We start from the raw sequence: 16,843 nt of genomic DNA on the forward strand, positions 1-16,843 counted from the left end.
GTTTAAGGTTTTCTAAAGTTAATAGCTAGTCACTTAATAGCTACTTACTCACTCTAGGTGGCAATCCTGTATGCTGTGTCTGGAAGTTGCCTTTTTGCACTTTTTTGTGCTGATTTCTAACAGGCTTAGATTCTGAGCTTTTACGAGAGTTAGCCCCTTTGCCTGAATTAGGTTTATTGCTACGCTTCACTGAATCTGAGCCCACACGGCTGTTTTTCTTACGTGCTGACTGATAAGTGTCTTGACTGTCTCTACCTTCTAAGCGTGAATTAAACGGAGGTACTAGACAATGACGCGCCGTTCCGATCAAATCTTCACGGCCTAAGCGTTTTAGCGCTGCACGTAGCATGCCCCAGTTTTTAGGATCATGATAACGTAGGAAGGCTTTATGCAATTTACGCTGTTTGCCTGACTTGACAATTTCGACATCGCCCTCACTACGTGTCACTTTGTGTAACGGATCTTTGTGCGTGTGATACATGGTGGTCGCTGTTGCCATCGGGCTAGGGTAGAATGCCTGTACTTGATCGGTTCTAAAGTCGTTACGTTTTAGCCACAGCGCTAGATTCATCATGTCTTCATCTGTCGTACCTGGATGAGCGGCAATGAAATAAGGAATCAGATATTGCTCTTTACCGGCCTCTTGGCTGTATTGCTCAAACATTTGTTTAAACGTATCGTACGAACCCATACCCGGTTTCATCATTTTCGATAACACATTGGTCTCAGAATGCTCAGGCGCAATCTTTAGATAGCCACCGACGTGATGGGTCACCAGCTCTTTGACATATTCTGGGTCTTTTACCGCTAAATCATAGCGTAGACCAGAGGCAATTAGAATTTTCTTAACACCCTTAATATCACGGGCCTTGCGATACAGCTTGGTCAGATTGCTGTGATCGGTTAATAGGTTTTCACAGATATCTGGATAGACACAAGAGGGTTTACGACAGTTCTTCTCAATCGTCTCATCTTTACAGCTTAGGCGATACATATTGGCGGTGGGGCCACCAAGGTCTGATATTACCCCAGTAAAGTTAGGCGCGGTATCACGAATGGCTTCTACTTCTCGCAGAATAGACTCTTCAGAACGGCTTTGAATAATGCGTCCTTCATGCTCGGTAATTGAACAGAAGGTACACCCGCCAAAACAGCCACGCATAATATTGACCGAAAACTTAATCATATCAAACGCAGGAATACGCGCATCGCCATAACTTGGATGCGGGACTCGCTGGTAAGGCAAATCAAACACATAATCCATCTCTTCCATAGACAATGGAATAGGGGGTGGATTAAGCCAAACATCGATGTCCGTTTGTGAGTTACCGCCACCCGTGCCATGACGCTGAACAAGCGCACGGGCATTACCGGGGTTGGTTTCCATATGCAAGATACGATTAGCATGGGCATAGAGAACTGGGTCAGATTTCACCTGTTCATAATCGGGCAGGCGAATGACCGTTTTCTCGCGGGGTGGTAATTTTAACTTATGCTTACGCGCGGTTTTTGGTTTATTGGGTTCTGAGAGGCTGTTTTCCGATTGTTGGTCATTATTTTTCGGAGTCTCAAGACCAACCATTTTTACAATCTGAACATCATCATTGACTTGATCGGCATTGATGACCTTATTCTCTACAGGCTCTGATTTAAAGCCTTTATATTGACGTTCCATAGATGACAGGCTTTCTTTTATGCTGTCCTTTTTGCTTTGGTTATAACCACTTTCGGTAATGCCTTTCTCTTTTTCAATAGAGCAACTGTCTAAGTCTTCTGTCATCACATAAGGATTAATAATTGGATCGACACGGCCCACGGTATCCACATCGTTACTAGCGACCTCAACCATGCCAGCCTTCCAGTGACGACGAGAAGGTGTCAATAGATAAGCCGTACCACGTAGGTCGCTCATTTGCTCAAAGGTATAGCCTTTTGACAGACCATGCACCACATCCACAATCGCCCGTTCGGCATTACCATAGAGTAAGACATCGGCACGACTGTCGAGCAAAATACTACGACGAACTTTATCAGACCAATAGTCATAATGCGCGATACGGCGCAAACTGCCCTCTATACCACCGAGTATAATTGGCACATCAGGGTACGCCTCACGGCATCGCTGACTATATACTATCGCCGCACGGTCAGGACGTTTGTCTGGGGCATTACCCGGCGAATAGGCATCATCACTACGGATACGGCGATCCGCAGTGTAGCGATTGATCATGCTGTCCATATTGCCTGCGGTTACGCCATACGCATAAACTGGCTTGCCCAGTTCCATAAACGCCTCTTTACTGGTCCAATCAGGCTGTGCAATGATACCCACACGAAAGCCTTGCGCCTCTAGCAAACGCCCGATAATCGCCATACCAAAGCTGGGATGATCGACATACGCATCACCCGAAATAATAATCACATCACAGGCATCCCAGCCAAGCTCGTCCATCTCAGCGCGTGACATCGGCAGAAAAGGCGCAGGGTCATAGCAACTTGCCCAGTGCTTATCGTAGTCATATAAAGGCTTAACACCTTGTTTAAAAGCGGTGCGGGCAATGGTTTCAGCTGACATGGGGATAACCTAGGTAATGATTTATGAACAAAGATATGATAAATGAGGGTAATAAATGAAAGAGGGGTTTTACGGTGATAGAAAGAATAACCCTCATTTTAACATGAATCTGCTTCAACTTGACACCCATCCGAGTTTTGTTACACAGTAAAGAATGGGTTAGGGTGTGATTACAACAATGACAACCTTAGATATCATTATGACTTATTCAACCTTCAATATGGAGTACTAACATGGAGTACTAACAAATAGGCTATGACAGATACGACGTAGAACACTCCATAACTGTAAAACCATGACTAAAAACTATTAACGCAATAAAAAGTGGCAAAAGATATGATGTCCAAAGTCCTTACCATCATCACAATGCTATTAATAGCACGTCCAGTCTATGCAAGCTGGCAATCATCGAGTATGAGTATCAGCTTCTTTTGGTTAGTTATCATTCCGTTTTTTCTTATTCATCTTATTTCGAGTACCGTGCTCAATTTAAAAGGTCAATACAAATCCAAAAAAGTCGCCTTTACCCATTTTCAAATTGCGTCACTTTTTCCTTTATTAGGCATCGTTATTTTGATGTATGAGTTTTTCAAATACTTTCCATATACCTACTATTACGTCAACGACTACGGTTTAGGCTTGGTTATGTATAGTCTATTGACTGGAATATCCGCTTTGCCGTACGTCATATGCCGCACAAAAGCTTGAGACTTTTGAGCTTTGGTTAACAATAAAATAGCGGAAGCAGTCATATATAGTATGTAGTTGTAGTATGCCACTAGAAAGATACTCATAAGGCTTAGTAATCGTTTTATCTTGACTATTAAATGTCTAGCCTACATACATCTAATGTCGCCTGTGTGTTTAGAACGATTAATCGTTAGCCCAAGCCGGTACGAAACAACGACCCGACAATCACAAAGCCAACCGACAGCACCGTAATCGTCACAATATGGCAAGCAAAAAACGGTAACGACTCCTTTGATAGTGTCGGTATCACTCGAAAGCGCGCGTGCAATGCCACCAAAATAGTTAGTGCGAGTAGTGCCAGCTTAGTCGTGATTAAAACACTAATATCATTGTCTAAAAACGTCTCAAACCCAAACCACATAGACACATCTGGCAATAGTTTATACGCCATCCACAGTCCTGTGACCATTTGTAATATCAAGGCAGGCATGCCGACCTTTTCAAACTGTTGTTCAAACGCCATTAACGCCGCCACATCCTTATTGGCTAGAATCTTCGGCAACAGCGCTAAGCACAATATCAAATGCCCGCCCGTCCACACACTGGCTCCCAATAAATGTGCTATCAACACATGGTTCATTTGCTAATCCTTGTATAACTTATAACTATCTCGATTATTTTTTAATCATTAATCACGCCATACCAAGCAGTATAACAGCTGATAGTCAGCGAACTACTAAACGGTTACGGTGTTAACCTTGCTAAGCCTACTTTAGTAGTACTTGCGCTCGGTTGCCTTGTAACCATTGTAGAATTTTTCGACTATAACAATTCTAATCAGAGTATGGTTTATGAGTTAACAATACCCCTTATTAACGACTATTGATGAATGGATATAAATAACGATATAGTTATGAAAACTCATCCTAAAAACCCATGCTAAATAATTAGGGTCTGTTGAACATTCAAATGTGGAACTGGCGGAGGCTATTTTTTAGGCAATATGCAGGGAAATTTTTGACGCTTAGTCATTCTAAGTTAGAAAATCTCTCAATATATTGGCAAAAAATAGCCCCGCCCCTTAGGGCTGATGATAAAATCGCCCCAAACGTTGTTATAAACCTAGCTAAGGTCCAGACATTATCGTCGGTTTACGCCTAGTTTGGAACAATTTTAGCTATCAGCAGTCCTAATATTTGAATGTTCAACAGACCCTAATCTAATCGCTAGATAAAATAAGAGGCTCATTATGAAAAGAACCTATCATCCTGCTAATGAGCGAGGCGGTGCACATCATGGTTGGTTAAAGAGTAAGCATACCTATAGCTTCGCTGACTATTATAACCCTGAGCGTACAGGCTTTGGGGCGCTAAAAGTGATTAACGATGATTATGTTGAAGGCGGAAAGGGTTTTAGCGCTCATTCGCACCGAAATATGGAGATTGTCAGTATTCCGCTGACAGGTGCCTTGGTACATAAAGATGATATGGGGAATGAAAGTACCATCCATGCAGGCGAAGTGCAAATCATGTCAGCAGGCACAGGCGTGGTGCATTCGGAGATGAATGCCAGTACTGATATCCCCGTAACCTTTTTACAGATTTGGGTGGAACCCAACCAAAAGGATGTAACACCACGCTATCAGCAAGTCGATCTACGAGATTTACTTATACCGAATGAGTTTGTTCAAGTCGTCTCGCCAAATCCTGATGACGCTGGCGTGTGGATTCATCAAAACGCATGGTTTAGTGTCGGTCAATTTAATAAAGGTGTGACCAAAACTTATGCGCTACATGAGTCAAGTAATGGGGTTTATGTGTTTATTATTTTTGGCGAAGTTATGATTGGCGGCCAGAGGATGACGGCTCGAGACGGCATTGAAATAATGGATACGAAGTATGTCACGATGGATGTGGTGTCTGATGCGCAGGTGTTGTTGATGGAAGTGGCTTTATCGAATTAAATATATTTAGAGTCTGTTAAACATTCAGAAAGTTAACTGCTGATAACTACCAATTAATCAAAGCTGTGATCTAGACTAGGCATCAATTTTTCACTGTTTGTTGCCTAAAAAATAGCCTGCGCTATTAACATACTTTGAATGTTCAACAGACCCTATTAACTCTGACATTTTTTTAGAGTTAGAGTCTAGCATTAGGGTAGTCTCCCTGCGTTGGAGAGCAGTTTCTTTGTTCTTTAGGTTGTTACTCCTTCCCCGTAATCCGCTTGTACTTCGACATCAAGTCTGACTCAGTTTCAGGATGATTGGGGTCTTTTGGAATACAATCAATCGGGCAAATCTGCACACATTGTGGCTCATCAAAGTGACCTACGCATTCGGTACACAATTCAGGATTTATCTCATAGATATCCTTACCCTCATAGATGGCATCATTCGGGCAAACGGGCTCGCACACATCGCAGTTGATACATTCATCAGTGATTAATAAAGCCATTACAATCTCCTAACCTAGTGCAAACGCTAAGTACATTATTGCCAATTATTCGCCCGCTTGTCATCAAATGCTTTTTGTACGCAAAGCGGCACAAATTTATCCACATCACCATCTAGTTTGGCAATCTCACGAATCATCGTGGATGAGATAAAAGAATATTGCGGGGCAGGGGTCAAAAATACTGCCTCAAAATTCTCATCAAGCTCGCGGTTCATATTGGCCAGCTGAAACTCGTACTCAAAGTCAGACATTGCGCGTAGCCCACGCAGTACAGCGGTCGCTTTTTGTTCCCGCATAAATTCCACCAACAGTCCCTCAAAACCGACCACAGACACTTGCGGTAAGTCAGCAAATACTGTTTCTACCAATTCAACCCGCTCCTCAAAGCTAAACATGGGTTTTTTGTGATGACCTAACGCCACGGCAATCACTACCTCATCAAAAAGCTTTACTGCCCGCAATATCAAATCACGATGTCCATTGGTAATGGGGTCAAACGTACCTGGATAAATGATTTTGGTATATAAAGAAGAAGTTTTTGTCATGGTGGTAGGCCGAGATAATGATTAAGAGATATAGGCGCCTATCGTAACAAATTTTTGATAACGAGGTAAGTTTAATCTAAAAACGTTTATTGGCAATAGGGGTTAAATGTAGTTCAAATACAGCGCTTTTATAGGTTGACTAAAAAGAGGAACAAGACAGAGGTAGCACCTACTAACCTTTATAAAAAGAAAACGACGGCTTAGAAGCCCAACTGAACGATAAAGTGAATTGTCGGTTAAGCGCTAATTAGCTCATAAACAAGCGGCTATTAGCAACCGCCATGCACAATAAAATAATTACAAAGCGATGAAATAGCACAGGGCACAAATTTGTTATACTGGGGGTTCGACCTAATTTAATCCCATGTGATTTTATTGGCTTATTGCCTGCCAGTTAACGTATAAGATTAAGATTAGGGACACGTACGACAAGCCAACTTTTATATCAGGGTATGGCTTGGCCTTTTAAGAGACAATATTATGGCGAAAAAAAACAAGAAACCTTCCAATCAAATTGCCGTGAATAAAAAAGCACGGCATGAATATTTTATTGAAGAGAGCTTTGAGGCGGGTCTGGTATTACAAGGATGGGAAGTCAAGGCCATTCGTGCTGGCAAGATGAGTATCACTGAAGCGTATGTGGTATTTCGCGGCAATGAAGCCTTCTTATTTGGGGCTCATATTCAGCCACTGCTTTCCAGTTCCACACACATTGATCCAGACAGCATTCGTACCCGTAAACTCCTGCTCAATCGTAAAGAGATAGACACTTTATTTGGTGCCGTTAATCAAAAAGGCTATGCCTGTGTGCCGTTAGAGGTCTATTGGAAAAACTCTTTGGTTAAATGCAAGATTGGTTTAGCCAAGGGTAAAAAGCTACACGATAAGCGCAAAACGCTTAAAGATAGAGATTGGGAGCGTGATCAGCAACGTGGATTTAAACAGCACTTAGATTAAGTAAATTAAGTCTTTAAACCCTTAATACAGGATATTGTGTTTCATTTAAGAGGATGTTTTATGACAAAATTACTTAAATTTTCTACGGTATTCTTAATAGCGCCTTTAGTTATTGCCTGTTCAAACGGACCGTCTGACGCTGAGGTAGAGTCATTGATTGAAGGACAATATGAACAAGTGGATAGTATGATGAATCATAGAATAGAAGGTGGAGGTATGGCTAATTCTGATATGGCGAGTGCTATGAGAAGTATGATGTCTGGCATGATGCCAGAGCTGGAAGGTGTTGATAATATCAATTGCGATAAAACGGATGGTAAAAATACTTATTTATGCACAGCGGATGTTACTGAAAAGGTTCAAGGCGAAAGCCGTACTGATAAAACCAACTTCACGGTTTATAAAGTCAACGATGAGTGGGTATTACGTCGATAATTATTAAACTTATTGTACTGAAAGTTTAAAATGCTTCCTAAAATTATTTAGGAAGCATTTTTTTGCTAAGCACCTTTTTTGCTAAGCACCTTTTTGGCAAGCAACTTCTTCCAACTGTCTTCCAAACAGTCAATCGCAAGCCAAGGTTCGATAACTTCCGAAGCTAGTTTGTCTTTTTGGTTGCTCAGGGTCCATAGCCTATCTAAAGTAGCAAAAGGGTAGGGGCGTTCGATTAAGTATACAGGTAGGTCTTTGTTAATAATGCCTTCTTTAACCACTTGAAAGTACCAACCCGCAATACCTTGACTGCTTATCCACGAGGCGATATTTCTGTTGCTAGCAGACACCCCAATCTGATCATTTATCTTATAGCAAGGCCGTCTTGGTTGTACAATGCGTAACTGTACACAGTCCTTACCGTCGCCATATTGGAATACGTCGCCAATACATACCGTGGCTTCGGTCATATCTTCAATGCCAGAAACAGGGATAGTGGTTAAGTTTTCGCCAAGCAAGCCTACACTAAGCTTTAACCCAAACTCTTGGTTAAGCGTATCATAAGTGGCAGTGGGCATTTGGTGTACCGCCTTTAAATGACCGCCATGATGGCGCCTATCTGCTTGCTCATCAGTGACCAGCCCCATATAGTTGACGGCTACTGGCTCAGCAACGGGTGTTTTGTTAATAGCACTCATTTGTTCGCGAGTAAACGGCATCGCTTTGCCGGCCCGTATGCCTGTTAATGTGGCAATATGCAGAGGTAAGTTCTGACCGTTAAAGCCATCTGCTTGTGGTGTCATACTTCATACACTCCTATAGATTTTAGTTGCCCTTACTGGCATTCAATGTCAACAGCATTGGCTATTGCAACTATTACAAGGCACACGTTGCCATGCAACTACCGCATCGTCACGAACTCTTCAGAACCTGTTGGATGAATGGCGACGGTGTTATCAAAGTCTGCTTTGGTTGCGCCCATTTTGATGGCCACGGCAAAGCCTTGAATCATCTCATCGACACCAAAGCCAATGCCATGTAAGCCTATGACTTTTTCATCATCCCCAAGGCATACCAATTTCATTCTGCACTTTTGACGATGCTGGGTTACCGCACTGTACATTGGAGTAAAGGTAGACATATAGCATTTGATATCTTCTTTGCCGTATTGGTCAATGGCTTGCATTTCAGACAATCCAATAGTACCAATCGGCGGATGTGTGAAAATAACCGTCGGCACCAAGCTATAGTCTAAATGCTCCTCTGGTTTGTTATTGAACAAACGCTCTGACAGTCGACGGCCTGCCGCAACCGCCACTGGGGTCAAGTCAATGCTGTTCTCTATAATATCGCCTACCGCATAAATACCCTCAATATTGGTATTCTGATATTTATCCACTTTAATCTTACCGATAGAATTGGTCTTAACCCCAGTGACTTCTAAGTTGATGTTATCGGTGGCAGGTACACGCCCAACAGCCCAAATTAAACAATCTACTGTCTTACTATGCCCGTTATGCTGCCGGTCTTCTAAGCAAACGGTTAAGCTTCCATCGTCATTTTTGATGATTTCAGTTGGAGTAGCGTAGGTATGCAGGTTAATACCTTCATGTTGCATCTCTTCAATTAGGACGTTGACAATATCATGATCAAATTGACGTAACGGGCTGTGTTGGCGTACATATAAATCTACCTCTGAGCCTAAGCTGCGAAGTACGCCCGCTATTTCAACGGCCACATATCCAGCGCCAACAATAGCGACTCGTTTTGGTAGATGGTCTAAAGCAAAGAAACCATCTGAATCAATACCATATTCAGCACCTTTTATATCTGGCAAGATAGGACGGCCACCAGTAGCAATCAAAATATGGTCAGCAGTCACGTGTTCGCCATTGACCTCAACCGTTTTCGCATCAACGAACTTGGCAAATCCTTGTATGACTTCGACATTGTTCTTAGCCAAGTTGGTCTCGTAAGAGCGGTGGATATTGCCAATGTATTTTTGACGAGTCTCTACCAGCTTTTTAAAGTCAAATCCTTTTACCTCCACATCAAAGCCATAATCTGGGGCATATTTGTGCATAGCTTCGGCAACTTGCGCACCGTACCACATGACCTTTTTCGGCACGCAGCCTAAATTTACACAGGTACCACCTAAGTGATTGGCTTCGATAATGGCGCATTTTTTGCCGTAACTTGCCGCACGATTGAGTGAGGCAATACCACCACTTCCGCCACCAATCGCAATGTAATCATAATGTTTTGTCATTGTTTAAACCTTTTGTTAGCAACTTCTTTATGTGAGCAAGTTCTTTACTCATAATTATAGAACAAATAATTATAGAACAAATAATTATAGGACAAATAATTATAGGACAAATAATTATAGGACAAATAATTATAGGACAAATAATTATAGGACAAAAACGACGGTGGGTTCTTACTAATCGATGTTCATTTCTTAAAATGAAGGTACAAGAAAAGTTAATCATGGTGTTGGACACCTCTAGAAGGTAGCCAAAATATCGATCTCTAAATATCAGTACTGTAATAGCGATACTGTTAGCGTCTGTTTGCTACTGTGCAATCAGTCGAATGGCTATGAACCAACACTCAGAAAATGTAAGTAGAGTAGACGGTATTAAGCTTAGAAGAAGGTAGAGTAACCCTTAATTGCTTTAATCATTAGCCGCTCAAACAATAGGGCGGCGTCTATAAAATAAAATACCAGGGATAGATAAGCCCAGCACCAAACCAGACGTGACAAATATAGCCTCAAATAAGTAGGTCATCATTTGGTTAAATAAATCGTACGAATAGCCAAAATAACCAATTTGTACCATGCTGACCATGGCTTTATAAGCAGCAATACCTGGCATCAGGCAAATGACGCTTGGCGAGATAAGTGCCTTAGGGGGCAGGGTGTATTTTCTAGAGAAATAAACGCCTAAAAAGCTTGCTAACATAGCGCCTAAAAAGCTTGCCAGTACGATATTAACATCATGATATTCTAACGAGGTCTTTAATCCGAATCCAAAAGCCGTCATCAACAAACATGGCAAAATATACCTTTTTGGCACCGTAAACATCAGTGTCCAACCCAGAGTAATAATGCAAGACAGCGCAATAGTTTTAATCAACCACATACTAAAACCCCCAGTGCTGTATTCTCAGCAAAATAAGCGCCATGACAATGCCGACACACGCCGATAAGGTCAGCATATAAGTGTAGACCGCACGTCCTACTCCAATATTGATATAGCCTTTCAAAATGTCCGATAAGGAGTTGATAAGCGGAAAGCTTGGCACTAGTAGCAAGACGCTAGAGGCAACCGCAATGTCGGCATTATTGCCAATATCAAAATAATAACTGGTCGCCCCAATTAAAGAGGCAATAAAAGCGGTAATAATGACCGTGACAAAGGGATTAAAATGATGCTTAGACAGATAAATCTTTGTGAGCATAGCCACCATGCCAGCAACAAATGTCACAGCAGTAATGGCCCAATTACCGCCATTGAGATAGGCAAAAGCAGCACAGGAACCCCCAACAAACACGCACACCAGCCACGTAGGGTAGACAGATTTATTCAGCCCATCAAGTGCCCGTATCGTGCGCTGAATGTGATCGTCATTATCATTGGGCGCGGCATCTTCGGCTTTATTCACAATTTGCTGAATTTGCACCAATAAGTTGACATTGATACTCTGATTAACGGTGTCACGAGTGGTGGTAATACAGCGCCCGTCAGAGATAGTAGTTAGCGTTAGTGCATTAAAATTAAGGGCGCATGCCACGCTATCCACCCCCAATGCAAGCCCCAAACGTTTGGATAAATCAACCACTACGGCAGACTCAGCCCCATATTGCATAAGGAGTAATCCGCAGCGTACACATAATCGAGTAATGCGCTGCTGCTGTGTATAACTGATTTGGGTCATAGATTAAGGGCGCATTATAGGTGGTGTTTTTGTAGTATGGACTTGATATACAGTTTTTTTAACATTGATGATTTTTTCAACAAGCTTCTTTCAACAGGCTCTTTCCAATAGAGCACTTTTAACACCGTTATTTTAACAATAGACTTGGTCAAGGTGTTGATTTAATTTAGCCAATGTTTCGATATCAAAAGATAAAAGCGAAAAAGCATAGCTTTAGTATCTGAGCCTTAGTATCTGAGCCTTAATATCTGAGCATTAGCATCTGAGCATCTAAAGAGGGGAGAAATATGCGGATCAAGAGTAGGTGTTCTTTAACCAGTCAGCTCGGTGCTCGTCCCTCGCACAAGAGCAGACACCGTCTTGTGAGCAGTTTATTAACAGGTCATTAAAGGTTTTCAACTGGTTTAGAGTTATTTATCAACTAATATTGCTTAGTCGATGCTATAGTCAGCGAACTACTAAACGGTTACAGTGTTAACCTCGTTAAGCCTACTCTAGTAGTACTTGCACTCGGTTGCCTTGTAACCATTTTAGACTTCTTTGACTATATGTATGTTTTTGGCTCTTATTTATATATAAAACTGGGCTTATATGAACCCAGCTTATATTAGGGTCTGTTGAACATTCAAATATTAGGACTGCTGATAGCTACCCATTTATCAAAGTTGTGTTCCAAACTAGGTGTAAACCGACGATAATGTCTAGACCTTAGCTAGGTTTATAACAACGTTTGGGGCAATTTTAGCATCAGCCCTGCGGGGCAAGGCTATTTTTTGTCAATATATTGCGAAATTTTCTAACTTAGAATGACTAAGCGTCAAAAATCTCCCTGCATATTGCCTAAAAAATCGCCTCCGCCAGTTCCACATTTGAATGTTCAACAGACCCTAATAGATAAAAAAACAGCCACCTAATTTTAGATGGCTGTTTTACTAAATTATCACACGTATTTTAGCGCTATAGCGCTTAAGTCTTTAACACTTAAGACTACGCAACGTCATAACGGTCTGCCATCATGACTTTGTTCCAAGCGTTAACGAAGTCTTTGACAAACTTCTCTAGGTTATCGTCTTGCGCATAGAGTTCAGCATAAGAACGTAAAATAGAGTTTGAACCGAAGACTAAGTCAACACGCGAGGCTTGCCACTTCACATTACCAGTATTGCGCTCTCGTATTTCATAAACTTGAGCCGCTTTATTGATTGGATCAGACGTGTTTGCCGATTTTACAGGCACCCAAGTGTAGTTCATGTCCGTTACGTTCACAAAAAAGTCGTTGGTTAACACACCTGGGCGATCGGTAAATACACCTTTATTACTGTGACCATAATTAGTATCAAGGACACGCATACCACCGATTAATACGACCATTTCAGGAGCAGTTAGGCCCATCAACTGTGTGCGATCCAATAGCATCTCTTCTGGAGACACCGCATAGTCCTTCTTGACCCAATTACGATAGCCATCGTGTAAAGGCTCAAGATCTGAGAATGAATCCACATCGGTCATCTCATCAGTCGCATCACCACGACCAGCTACAAAAGGTACTTTTACTTCAACGCCAGCTTCTTTTGCCGCTTGCTCAATCGCAGCGTTACCGCCTAATACGATCAAATCTGCTAGGCTAACTGGCTTATTAAATTCAGACTGAATGCGAGTCAAAGTCTCTAGCACACGTTGTAACTGCTCAGGCTCATTACCAATCCAGTCTTTTTGTGGAGCAAGACGAATACGAGCGCCATTAGCACCACCGCGATAATCTGACTGACGATAAGTACGTGCGCTGTCCCAGGCCGTAATGATCAATTCACGTCTAGCTAAACCGCTATCTAGAATTTGAGCACTAAGTTTAGCGATATCATCATCGGTTAAATTAGCATTACCTTCTGGGATAGGATCTTGCCAAATGAAGTCTTCGGCAGGAACATCAGCACCTAAATAGCGAGACTTAGGACCTAAATCACGGTGCGTCAATTTGAACCATGCTTTGGCGAATACTTGATCAAAATACTCTGGATCGTTATGGAATTTCTCAGAGATTTTGCGATACTCAGGATCTTTGATCATGGCCATATCGGCATCAGTCATGATTGGATTACGGCGTACACTTGGATCATGGGCATCAACTGGGCGGTCTTCTTCAGCGATGTTCACAGGTTCCCACTGCCAAGCACCAGCTGGGCTCTTAGTAAGCTCCCAATCATACTTGAATAATAAGTCAAAGTAGCCATAGTCCCACTGCGTCGGATGAGTGGTCCAAGCGCCTTCGATACCACTAGTAACCGTATCGCCCGCATTGCCTTTGCCTTTTGGATTGCGCCAGCCTAGACCTTGTTCTTTGATATCAGCGGCTTCTGGCTCATCTTCTAATAATGAGGCATCGCCATTACCATGGGTTTTACCAACTGTGTGACCACCAGCTGTCAAAGCAACGGTTTCTTCGTCATTCATAGACATACGACCGAAGGTTGTACGAATATCAGCAGCGGTTTTTAATGGATCAGGATTGCCATCCACACCTTCGGGGTTCACATAGATTAGACCCATTTGTACCGCAGCCAATGGGTTTTCAAGCGTTTCACGTTTGCTATCGTCGTCATAGCGGTTCTTAGTTTCTGCTAACCATTCACGCTCAGAACCCCAATAAATGTCTTTTTCTGGGTGCCAGATATCTTGACGGCCACCGGCGAAACCAAGGGTCTTAAAGCCCATAGATTCATAGGCCATGTTACCGGCTAAAATGAATAAATCAGCCCATGATAGCTTGTTACCATATTTACGCTTGATAGGCCATAAAAGGCGACGTGCTTTATCTAAGTTGGCATTATCTGGCCAGCTATTTAAAGGCGCAAAACGTTGATTACCAGTGCCTGAGCCGCCACGGCCATCGGCACGGCGATAAGTACCAGCCGAGTGCCACGCCATACGAATCATTAAACCGCCGTAATGACCCCAATCAGCTGGCCACCACTCTTGTGAGTCGGTCATAAAGTCTTTTAGGTCTTGCTTAACGGCTTCTAAATCAAGCTCTGAGAATGCTTTTGCATAGTCAAAGTCTGGATCCATTGGGTTGGTCTTTTGATCATGTTGGTGCAAGATGTCTAGGTTAAGCGTATTGGGCCACCAATCAGTGACTGAAGACGCCTTGGTGGTGTGCGCTTGATGCATTACAGGACAAACGCCCGCACTTGGTCGCTCAGGCGTATTACTTTGATCCGCATTTTCACTGTGGATTGTAGGGCCTTCACCGTTACCTTGATCGTAAGTTGTATTGGTTGCTTTTATATCATCAGTATTTGACACGTTAATTTTCCTATGGTTGGTTTAATGCAATTGAATGCTAAGTTTAAGAGTTCAGTATTAAACTTTTACCAGTGGGTAATTAAGGATATTGACATCACGAGGCGAGAAAAATTTCTCTTTAGCTTAATAAGTCATTATTAAGCTTTGATTAAAAAGTGATCTCTATTGCCTCGTTTTCTCCTCTATTCATACAATACATCAGGTTACAACGGTTAGGAATCTAATTTTTACAAAGGGTGTGATTTGTTTTATCAATCATAAATCCATAACTGTATAGCTTTGCTAAATTGTATAAATCATTAAGCTAATGAGCAATGTATCTGATTAATATACCATGTGACACTTTAACAAACGAGTTAAATCAACCTCACTTATCGTTTAGATAAATGCGTCAAGCAACACAATGTTTTGCTTGATCCTCCTCAAGGTTGGTAAGACAAAACCCCTTAAATAAGACTTTCTGATAAGACATTGTTTAATGTCCATGCCTTGGCTCTCGATGAGAGCAGTTCATAGGAAGTTTTTAAAATTTAGTTGATGTCTTTCTTTTAGTACTGCCAGTTTTTAGTATGGCAAAGTCTGCTCAATCTGGTCATCATTTTGAATCGAAGTTGAAATCAAACTGTTATAGGGTATGATCATGAGAATGGAGACTTAACAAAGTTGCTTAAAATCAGCTTTAAGTATCAATCCTAACCTTCAACTCGCTTACTTTGATGTCCCCACCAAGATAATGCTGACACCATTACCGCACCAAGAATCATCAAGCCTAAAGTTACAAACCAGTGTGCGCCAGTAGGGTAGTGCCACGGTGCGACATTATGAATGGCCTCATTACCTAAGCTACCCAATCCCCCTAAGCCATCTACCTTCCACGGCCATACCTTAACCAGTGACCCAGCGATGAATCCGGTCAACAGCGCCAATGTACCTTGATAATAACGGGACAATAACCATTTAAGCGCACGGGTAAACAGCAATAGACCGGTTACCATACCTATCATTAAGGTAAAAATGACGCTCAGATTAAGGGTATGCGCCGCCTCAAGCACCGCATGATATACACCGAACAATAACAAAATGAATGACCCTGAAATACCCGGCAATATCATGGCACAAATGGCAATCGCACCAGCAAAGAAGATATAAGGCAAGCTGGGTTCTGTCGTTAGTAAGGGCATATTACTGATGCCGACTGCTGCCACAATACCGATAGCAAACAGCCCTGCACGTGCCACATTCCAGCGCTTAATCTCCTTTAATAGTATTACCACGGTAGTGACGACCAAACCAAAAAAGAATGACCAGATGAATAGAGGCTGAGTGTCTAGGAGGTATTTAATGGTACCAGCCAAAGTGATAAAACTGGTAGCGATACCTAATAGCAAACACAATAAAAAAGTCGCATCGACCTCTCGCCAAACCGCAAGCAAGCCTTTAATTCCGCCATGCTCACGAAACACATGCCATAAGCTTGGGCCAATGCTTCCGAGTGCATTGATTAAGCGTTCATAAATACCCGCAATGAGGGCAATTGTACCGCCCGACACACCCGGCACGATGTCTGCCGAACCCATTGCCATACCTTTAAAGTAGACGCCTAGCAACTGTTTAGGGCTGTCTGTAGGATTTTGGGTTGTGGTTGATTTTACATCAGGCTGTTCGGGTAATGAGGATTGTTTTTTTATCGGTTGTGGTGGTCGAGGGGATTGCGGTGCCATCATCGACATTCCTTTTTTAGTTTGCCATTACGGGAAGTAATTTAAAAAATGCTATTAAAGATGCGCCATTTTATCAGGCTGTTATGGGTAATAACATAGTTAGTTTTGAGCGACTGTTTTAATAGAATGTACTCTATGACCGTTTTAATAAACAGCAAAAGCAATAAAAGCAATAAAAGAAACAAAAGAAAAAAGAGTAAAAGACTGGCCTCAGGTTATGAG

The 16,843-nt window shown here is 42.1% G+C and carries 14 protein-coding genes; 4 read left to right on the top strand and 10 right to left on the bottom strand.

What is annotated here, in order from left to right:
- Window positions 1-40 precede the first annotated feature (40 nt).
- Entirely contained in the window at window positions 41-2,575 is a 2,535-nt protein-coding gene (locus AC2SLN_RS01025) for a YgiQ family radical SAM protein (protein ID WP_486548932.1), read from the bottom strand.
- 336 nt (window positions 2,576-2,911) lie between these two features.
- On the opposite strand from AC2SLN_RS01025, the gene AC2SLN_RS01030 reads away from it, so the two are divergent.
- The gene (locus tag AC2SLN_RS01030; protein ID WP_486548931.1) at window positions 2,912-3,283 is read left to right on the top strand and encodes a hypothetical protein; all 372 of its coding nucleotides are present in this window, start codon (window positions 2,912-2,914) and stop codon (window positions 3,281-3,283) included.
- A 172-nt stretch (window positions 3,284-3,455) separates the two neighbouring features.
- Here AC2SLN_RS01030 and AC2SLN_RS01035 read toward each other — a convergent pair whose 3' ends face one another.
- A complete protein-coding gene (locus tag AC2SLN_RS01035) occupies window positions 3,456-3,905 on the bottom strand; it encodes a CopD family protein (protein ID WP_486548930.1) in 450 nt (149 codons plus the stop codon).
- A gap of 609 nt (window positions 3,906-4,514) precedes the next feature.
- On the opposite strand from AC2SLN_RS01035, the gene AC2SLN_RS01040 reads away from it, so the two are divergent.
- Window positions 4,515-5,228 carry a pirin family protein gene (locus tag AC2SLN_RS01040; protein WP_486548929.1) on the top strand — a complete coding sequence of 238 codons (714 nt, stop codon included), beginning with the start codon at window positions 4,515-4,517 and terminating at the stop codon, window positions 5,226-5,228.
- Between the two features lie 241 nt (window positions 5,229-5,469).
- Here AC2SLN_RS01040 and AC2SLN_RS01045 read toward each other — a convergent pair whose 3' ends face one another.
- Both AC2SLN_RS01045 and coaD read right to left on the bottom strand, forming a co-directional pair.
- Complete coding sequence (locus tag AC2SLN_RS01045; RefSeq protein ID WP_486548928.1) at window positions 5,470-5,721, bottom strand: YfhL family 4Fe-4S dicluster ferredoxin; 252 nt, start codon at window positions 5,719-5,721, stop codon at window positions 5,470-5,472.
- Between the two features lie 35 nt (window positions 5,722-5,756).
- Window positions 5,757-6,266, bottom strand: coding sequence for a pantetheine-phosphate adenylyltransferase (gene coaD / locus AC2SLN_RS01050; protein ID WP_486548927.1), 510 nt, complete (start codon window positions 6,264-6,266; stop codon window positions 5,757-5,759).
- Window positions 6,267-6,746: 480 nt separating this feature from the next.
- Between coaD and smpB the strand changes: the two genes are divergently transcribed.
- The gene (smpB, locus tag AC2SLN_RS01055) at window positions 6,747-7,223 is read left to right on the top strand and encodes an SsrA-binding protein SmpB (RefSeq protein ID WP_486531459.1); all 477 of its coding nucleotides are present in this window, start codon (window positions 6,747-6,749) and stop codon (window positions 7,221-7,223) included.
- 60 nt (window positions 7,224-7,283) lie between these two features.
- Window positions 7,284-7,658: a hypothetical protein gene (locus AC2SLN_RS01060; RefSeq protein WP_486548926.1), complete on the top strand. Its 375-nt coding sequence runs from the start codon at window positions 7,284-7,286 to the stop codon at window positions 7,656-7,658.
- Window positions 7,659-7,723: 65 nt separating this feature from the next.
- Here the strand turns inward: AC2SLN_RS01060 and AC2SLN_RS01065 are convergent, their stop codons facing one another.
- From AC2SLN_RS01065 to AC2SLN_RS01090, 6 genes are all read right to left on the bottom strand, one after another.
- Window positions 7,724-8,458 carry an MOSC domain-containing protein gene (locus AC2SLN_RS01065; protein ID WP_486548925.1) on the bottom strand — a complete coding sequence of 245 codons (735 nt, stop codon included), beginning with the start codon at window positions 8,456-8,458 and terminating at the stop codon, window positions 7,724-7,726.
- A gap of 98 nt (window positions 8,459-8,556) precedes the next feature.
- A complete protein-coding gene (gene gorA, locus AC2SLN_RS01070) occupies window positions 8,557-9,924 on the bottom strand; it encodes a glutathione-disulfide reductase (RefSeq protein WP_486548924.1) in 1,368 nt (455 codons plus the stop codon).
- Between the two features lie 424 nt (window positions 9,925-10,348).
- A complete protein-coding gene (locus AC2SLN_RS01075; protein WP_486548923.1) occupies window positions 10,349-10,801 on the bottom strand; it encodes a threonine/serine exporter family protein in 453 nt (150 codons plus the stop codon).
- Window position 10,802: 1 nt separating this feature from the next.
- On the bottom strand, window positions 10,803-11,597 hold the full coding sequence (locus tag AC2SLN_RS01080; RefSeq protein WP_486548922.1) for a threonine/serine exporter family protein: 795 nt from the start codon (window positions 11,595-11,597) through the stop codon (window positions 10,803-10,805).
- A 987-nt stretch (window positions 11,598-12,584) separates the two neighbouring features.
- Entirely contained in the window at window positions 12,585-14,831 is a 2,247-nt protein-coding gene (gene katG, locus AC2SLN_RS01085; protein ID WP_486548947.1) for a catalase/peroxidase HPI, read from the bottom strand.
- 761 nt (window positions 14,832-15,592) lie between these two features.
- Window positions 15,593-16,624 carry a DUF368 domain-containing protein gene (locus AC2SLN_RS01090; protein WP_486548921.1) on the bottom strand — a complete coding sequence of 344 codons (1,032 nt, stop codon included), beginning with the start codon at window positions 16,622-16,624 and terminating at the stop codon, window positions 15,593-15,595.
- Window positions 16,625-16,843 lie beyond the last annotated feature (219 nt).

Source organism: Psychrobacter sp. CX90 (genome assembly GCF_057396305.2).

Excerpts from the sequence above, each read along its gene's own strand:
- AC2SLN_RS01060 (WP_486548926.1), top strand. The coding sequence starts at position 7,284 with ATGACAAAATTACTTAAATTTTCTACGGTATTCTTAATAGCGCCTTTA.
- AC2SLN_RS01030 (WP_486548931.1), top strand. The coding sequence starts at position 2,912 with ATGATGTCCAAAGTCCTTACCATCATCACAATGCTATTAATAGCACGT.
- smpB (WP_486531459.1), top strand. The coding sequence starts at position 6,747 with ATGGCGAAAAAAAACAAGAAACCTTCCAATCAAATTGCCGTGAATAAA.
- AC2SLN_RS01035 (WP_486548930.1), bottom strand. The coding sequence starts at position 3,905 with ATGAACCATGTGTTGATAGCACATTTATTGGGAGCCAGTGTGTGGACG.
- coaD (WP_486548927.1), bottom strand. The coding sequence starts at position 6,266 with ATGACAAAAACTTCTTCTTTATATACCAAAATCATTTATCCAGGTACG.
- AC2SLN_RS01080 (WP_486548922.1), bottom strand. The coding sequence starts at position 11,597 with ATGACCCAAATCAGTTATACACAGCAGCAGCGCATTACTCGATTATGT.
- AC2SLN_RS01025 (WP_486548932.1), bottom strand. The coding sequence starts at position 2,575 with ATGTCAGCTGAAACCATTGCCCGCACCGCTTTTAAACAAGGTGTTAAG.
- AC2SLN_RS01090 (WP_486548921.1), bottom strand. The coding sequence starts at position 16,624 with ATGATGGCACCGCAATCCCCTCGACCACCACAACCGATAAAAAAACAA.
- AC2SLN_RS01065 (WP_486548925.1), bottom strand. The coding sequence starts at position 8,458 with ATGACACCACAAGCAGATGGCTTTAACGGTCAGAACTTACCTCTGCAT.
- AC2SLN_RS01040 (WP_486548929.1), top strand. The coding sequence starts at position 4,515 with ATGAAAAGAACCTATCATCCTGCTAATGAGCGAGGCGGTGCACATCAT.
- gorA (WP_486548924.1), bottom strand. The coding sequence starts at position 9,924 with ATGACAAAACATTATGATTACATTGCGATTGGTGGCGGAAGTGGTGGT.
- AC2SLN_RS01045 (WP_486548928.1), bottom strand. The coding sequence starts at position 5,721 with ATGGCTTTATTAATCACTGATGAATGTATCAACTGCGATGTGTGCGAG.
- AC2SLN_RS01075 (WP_486548923.1), bottom strand. The coding sequence starts at position 10,801 with ATGTGGTTGATTAAAACTATTGCGCTGTCTTGCATTATTACTCTGGGT.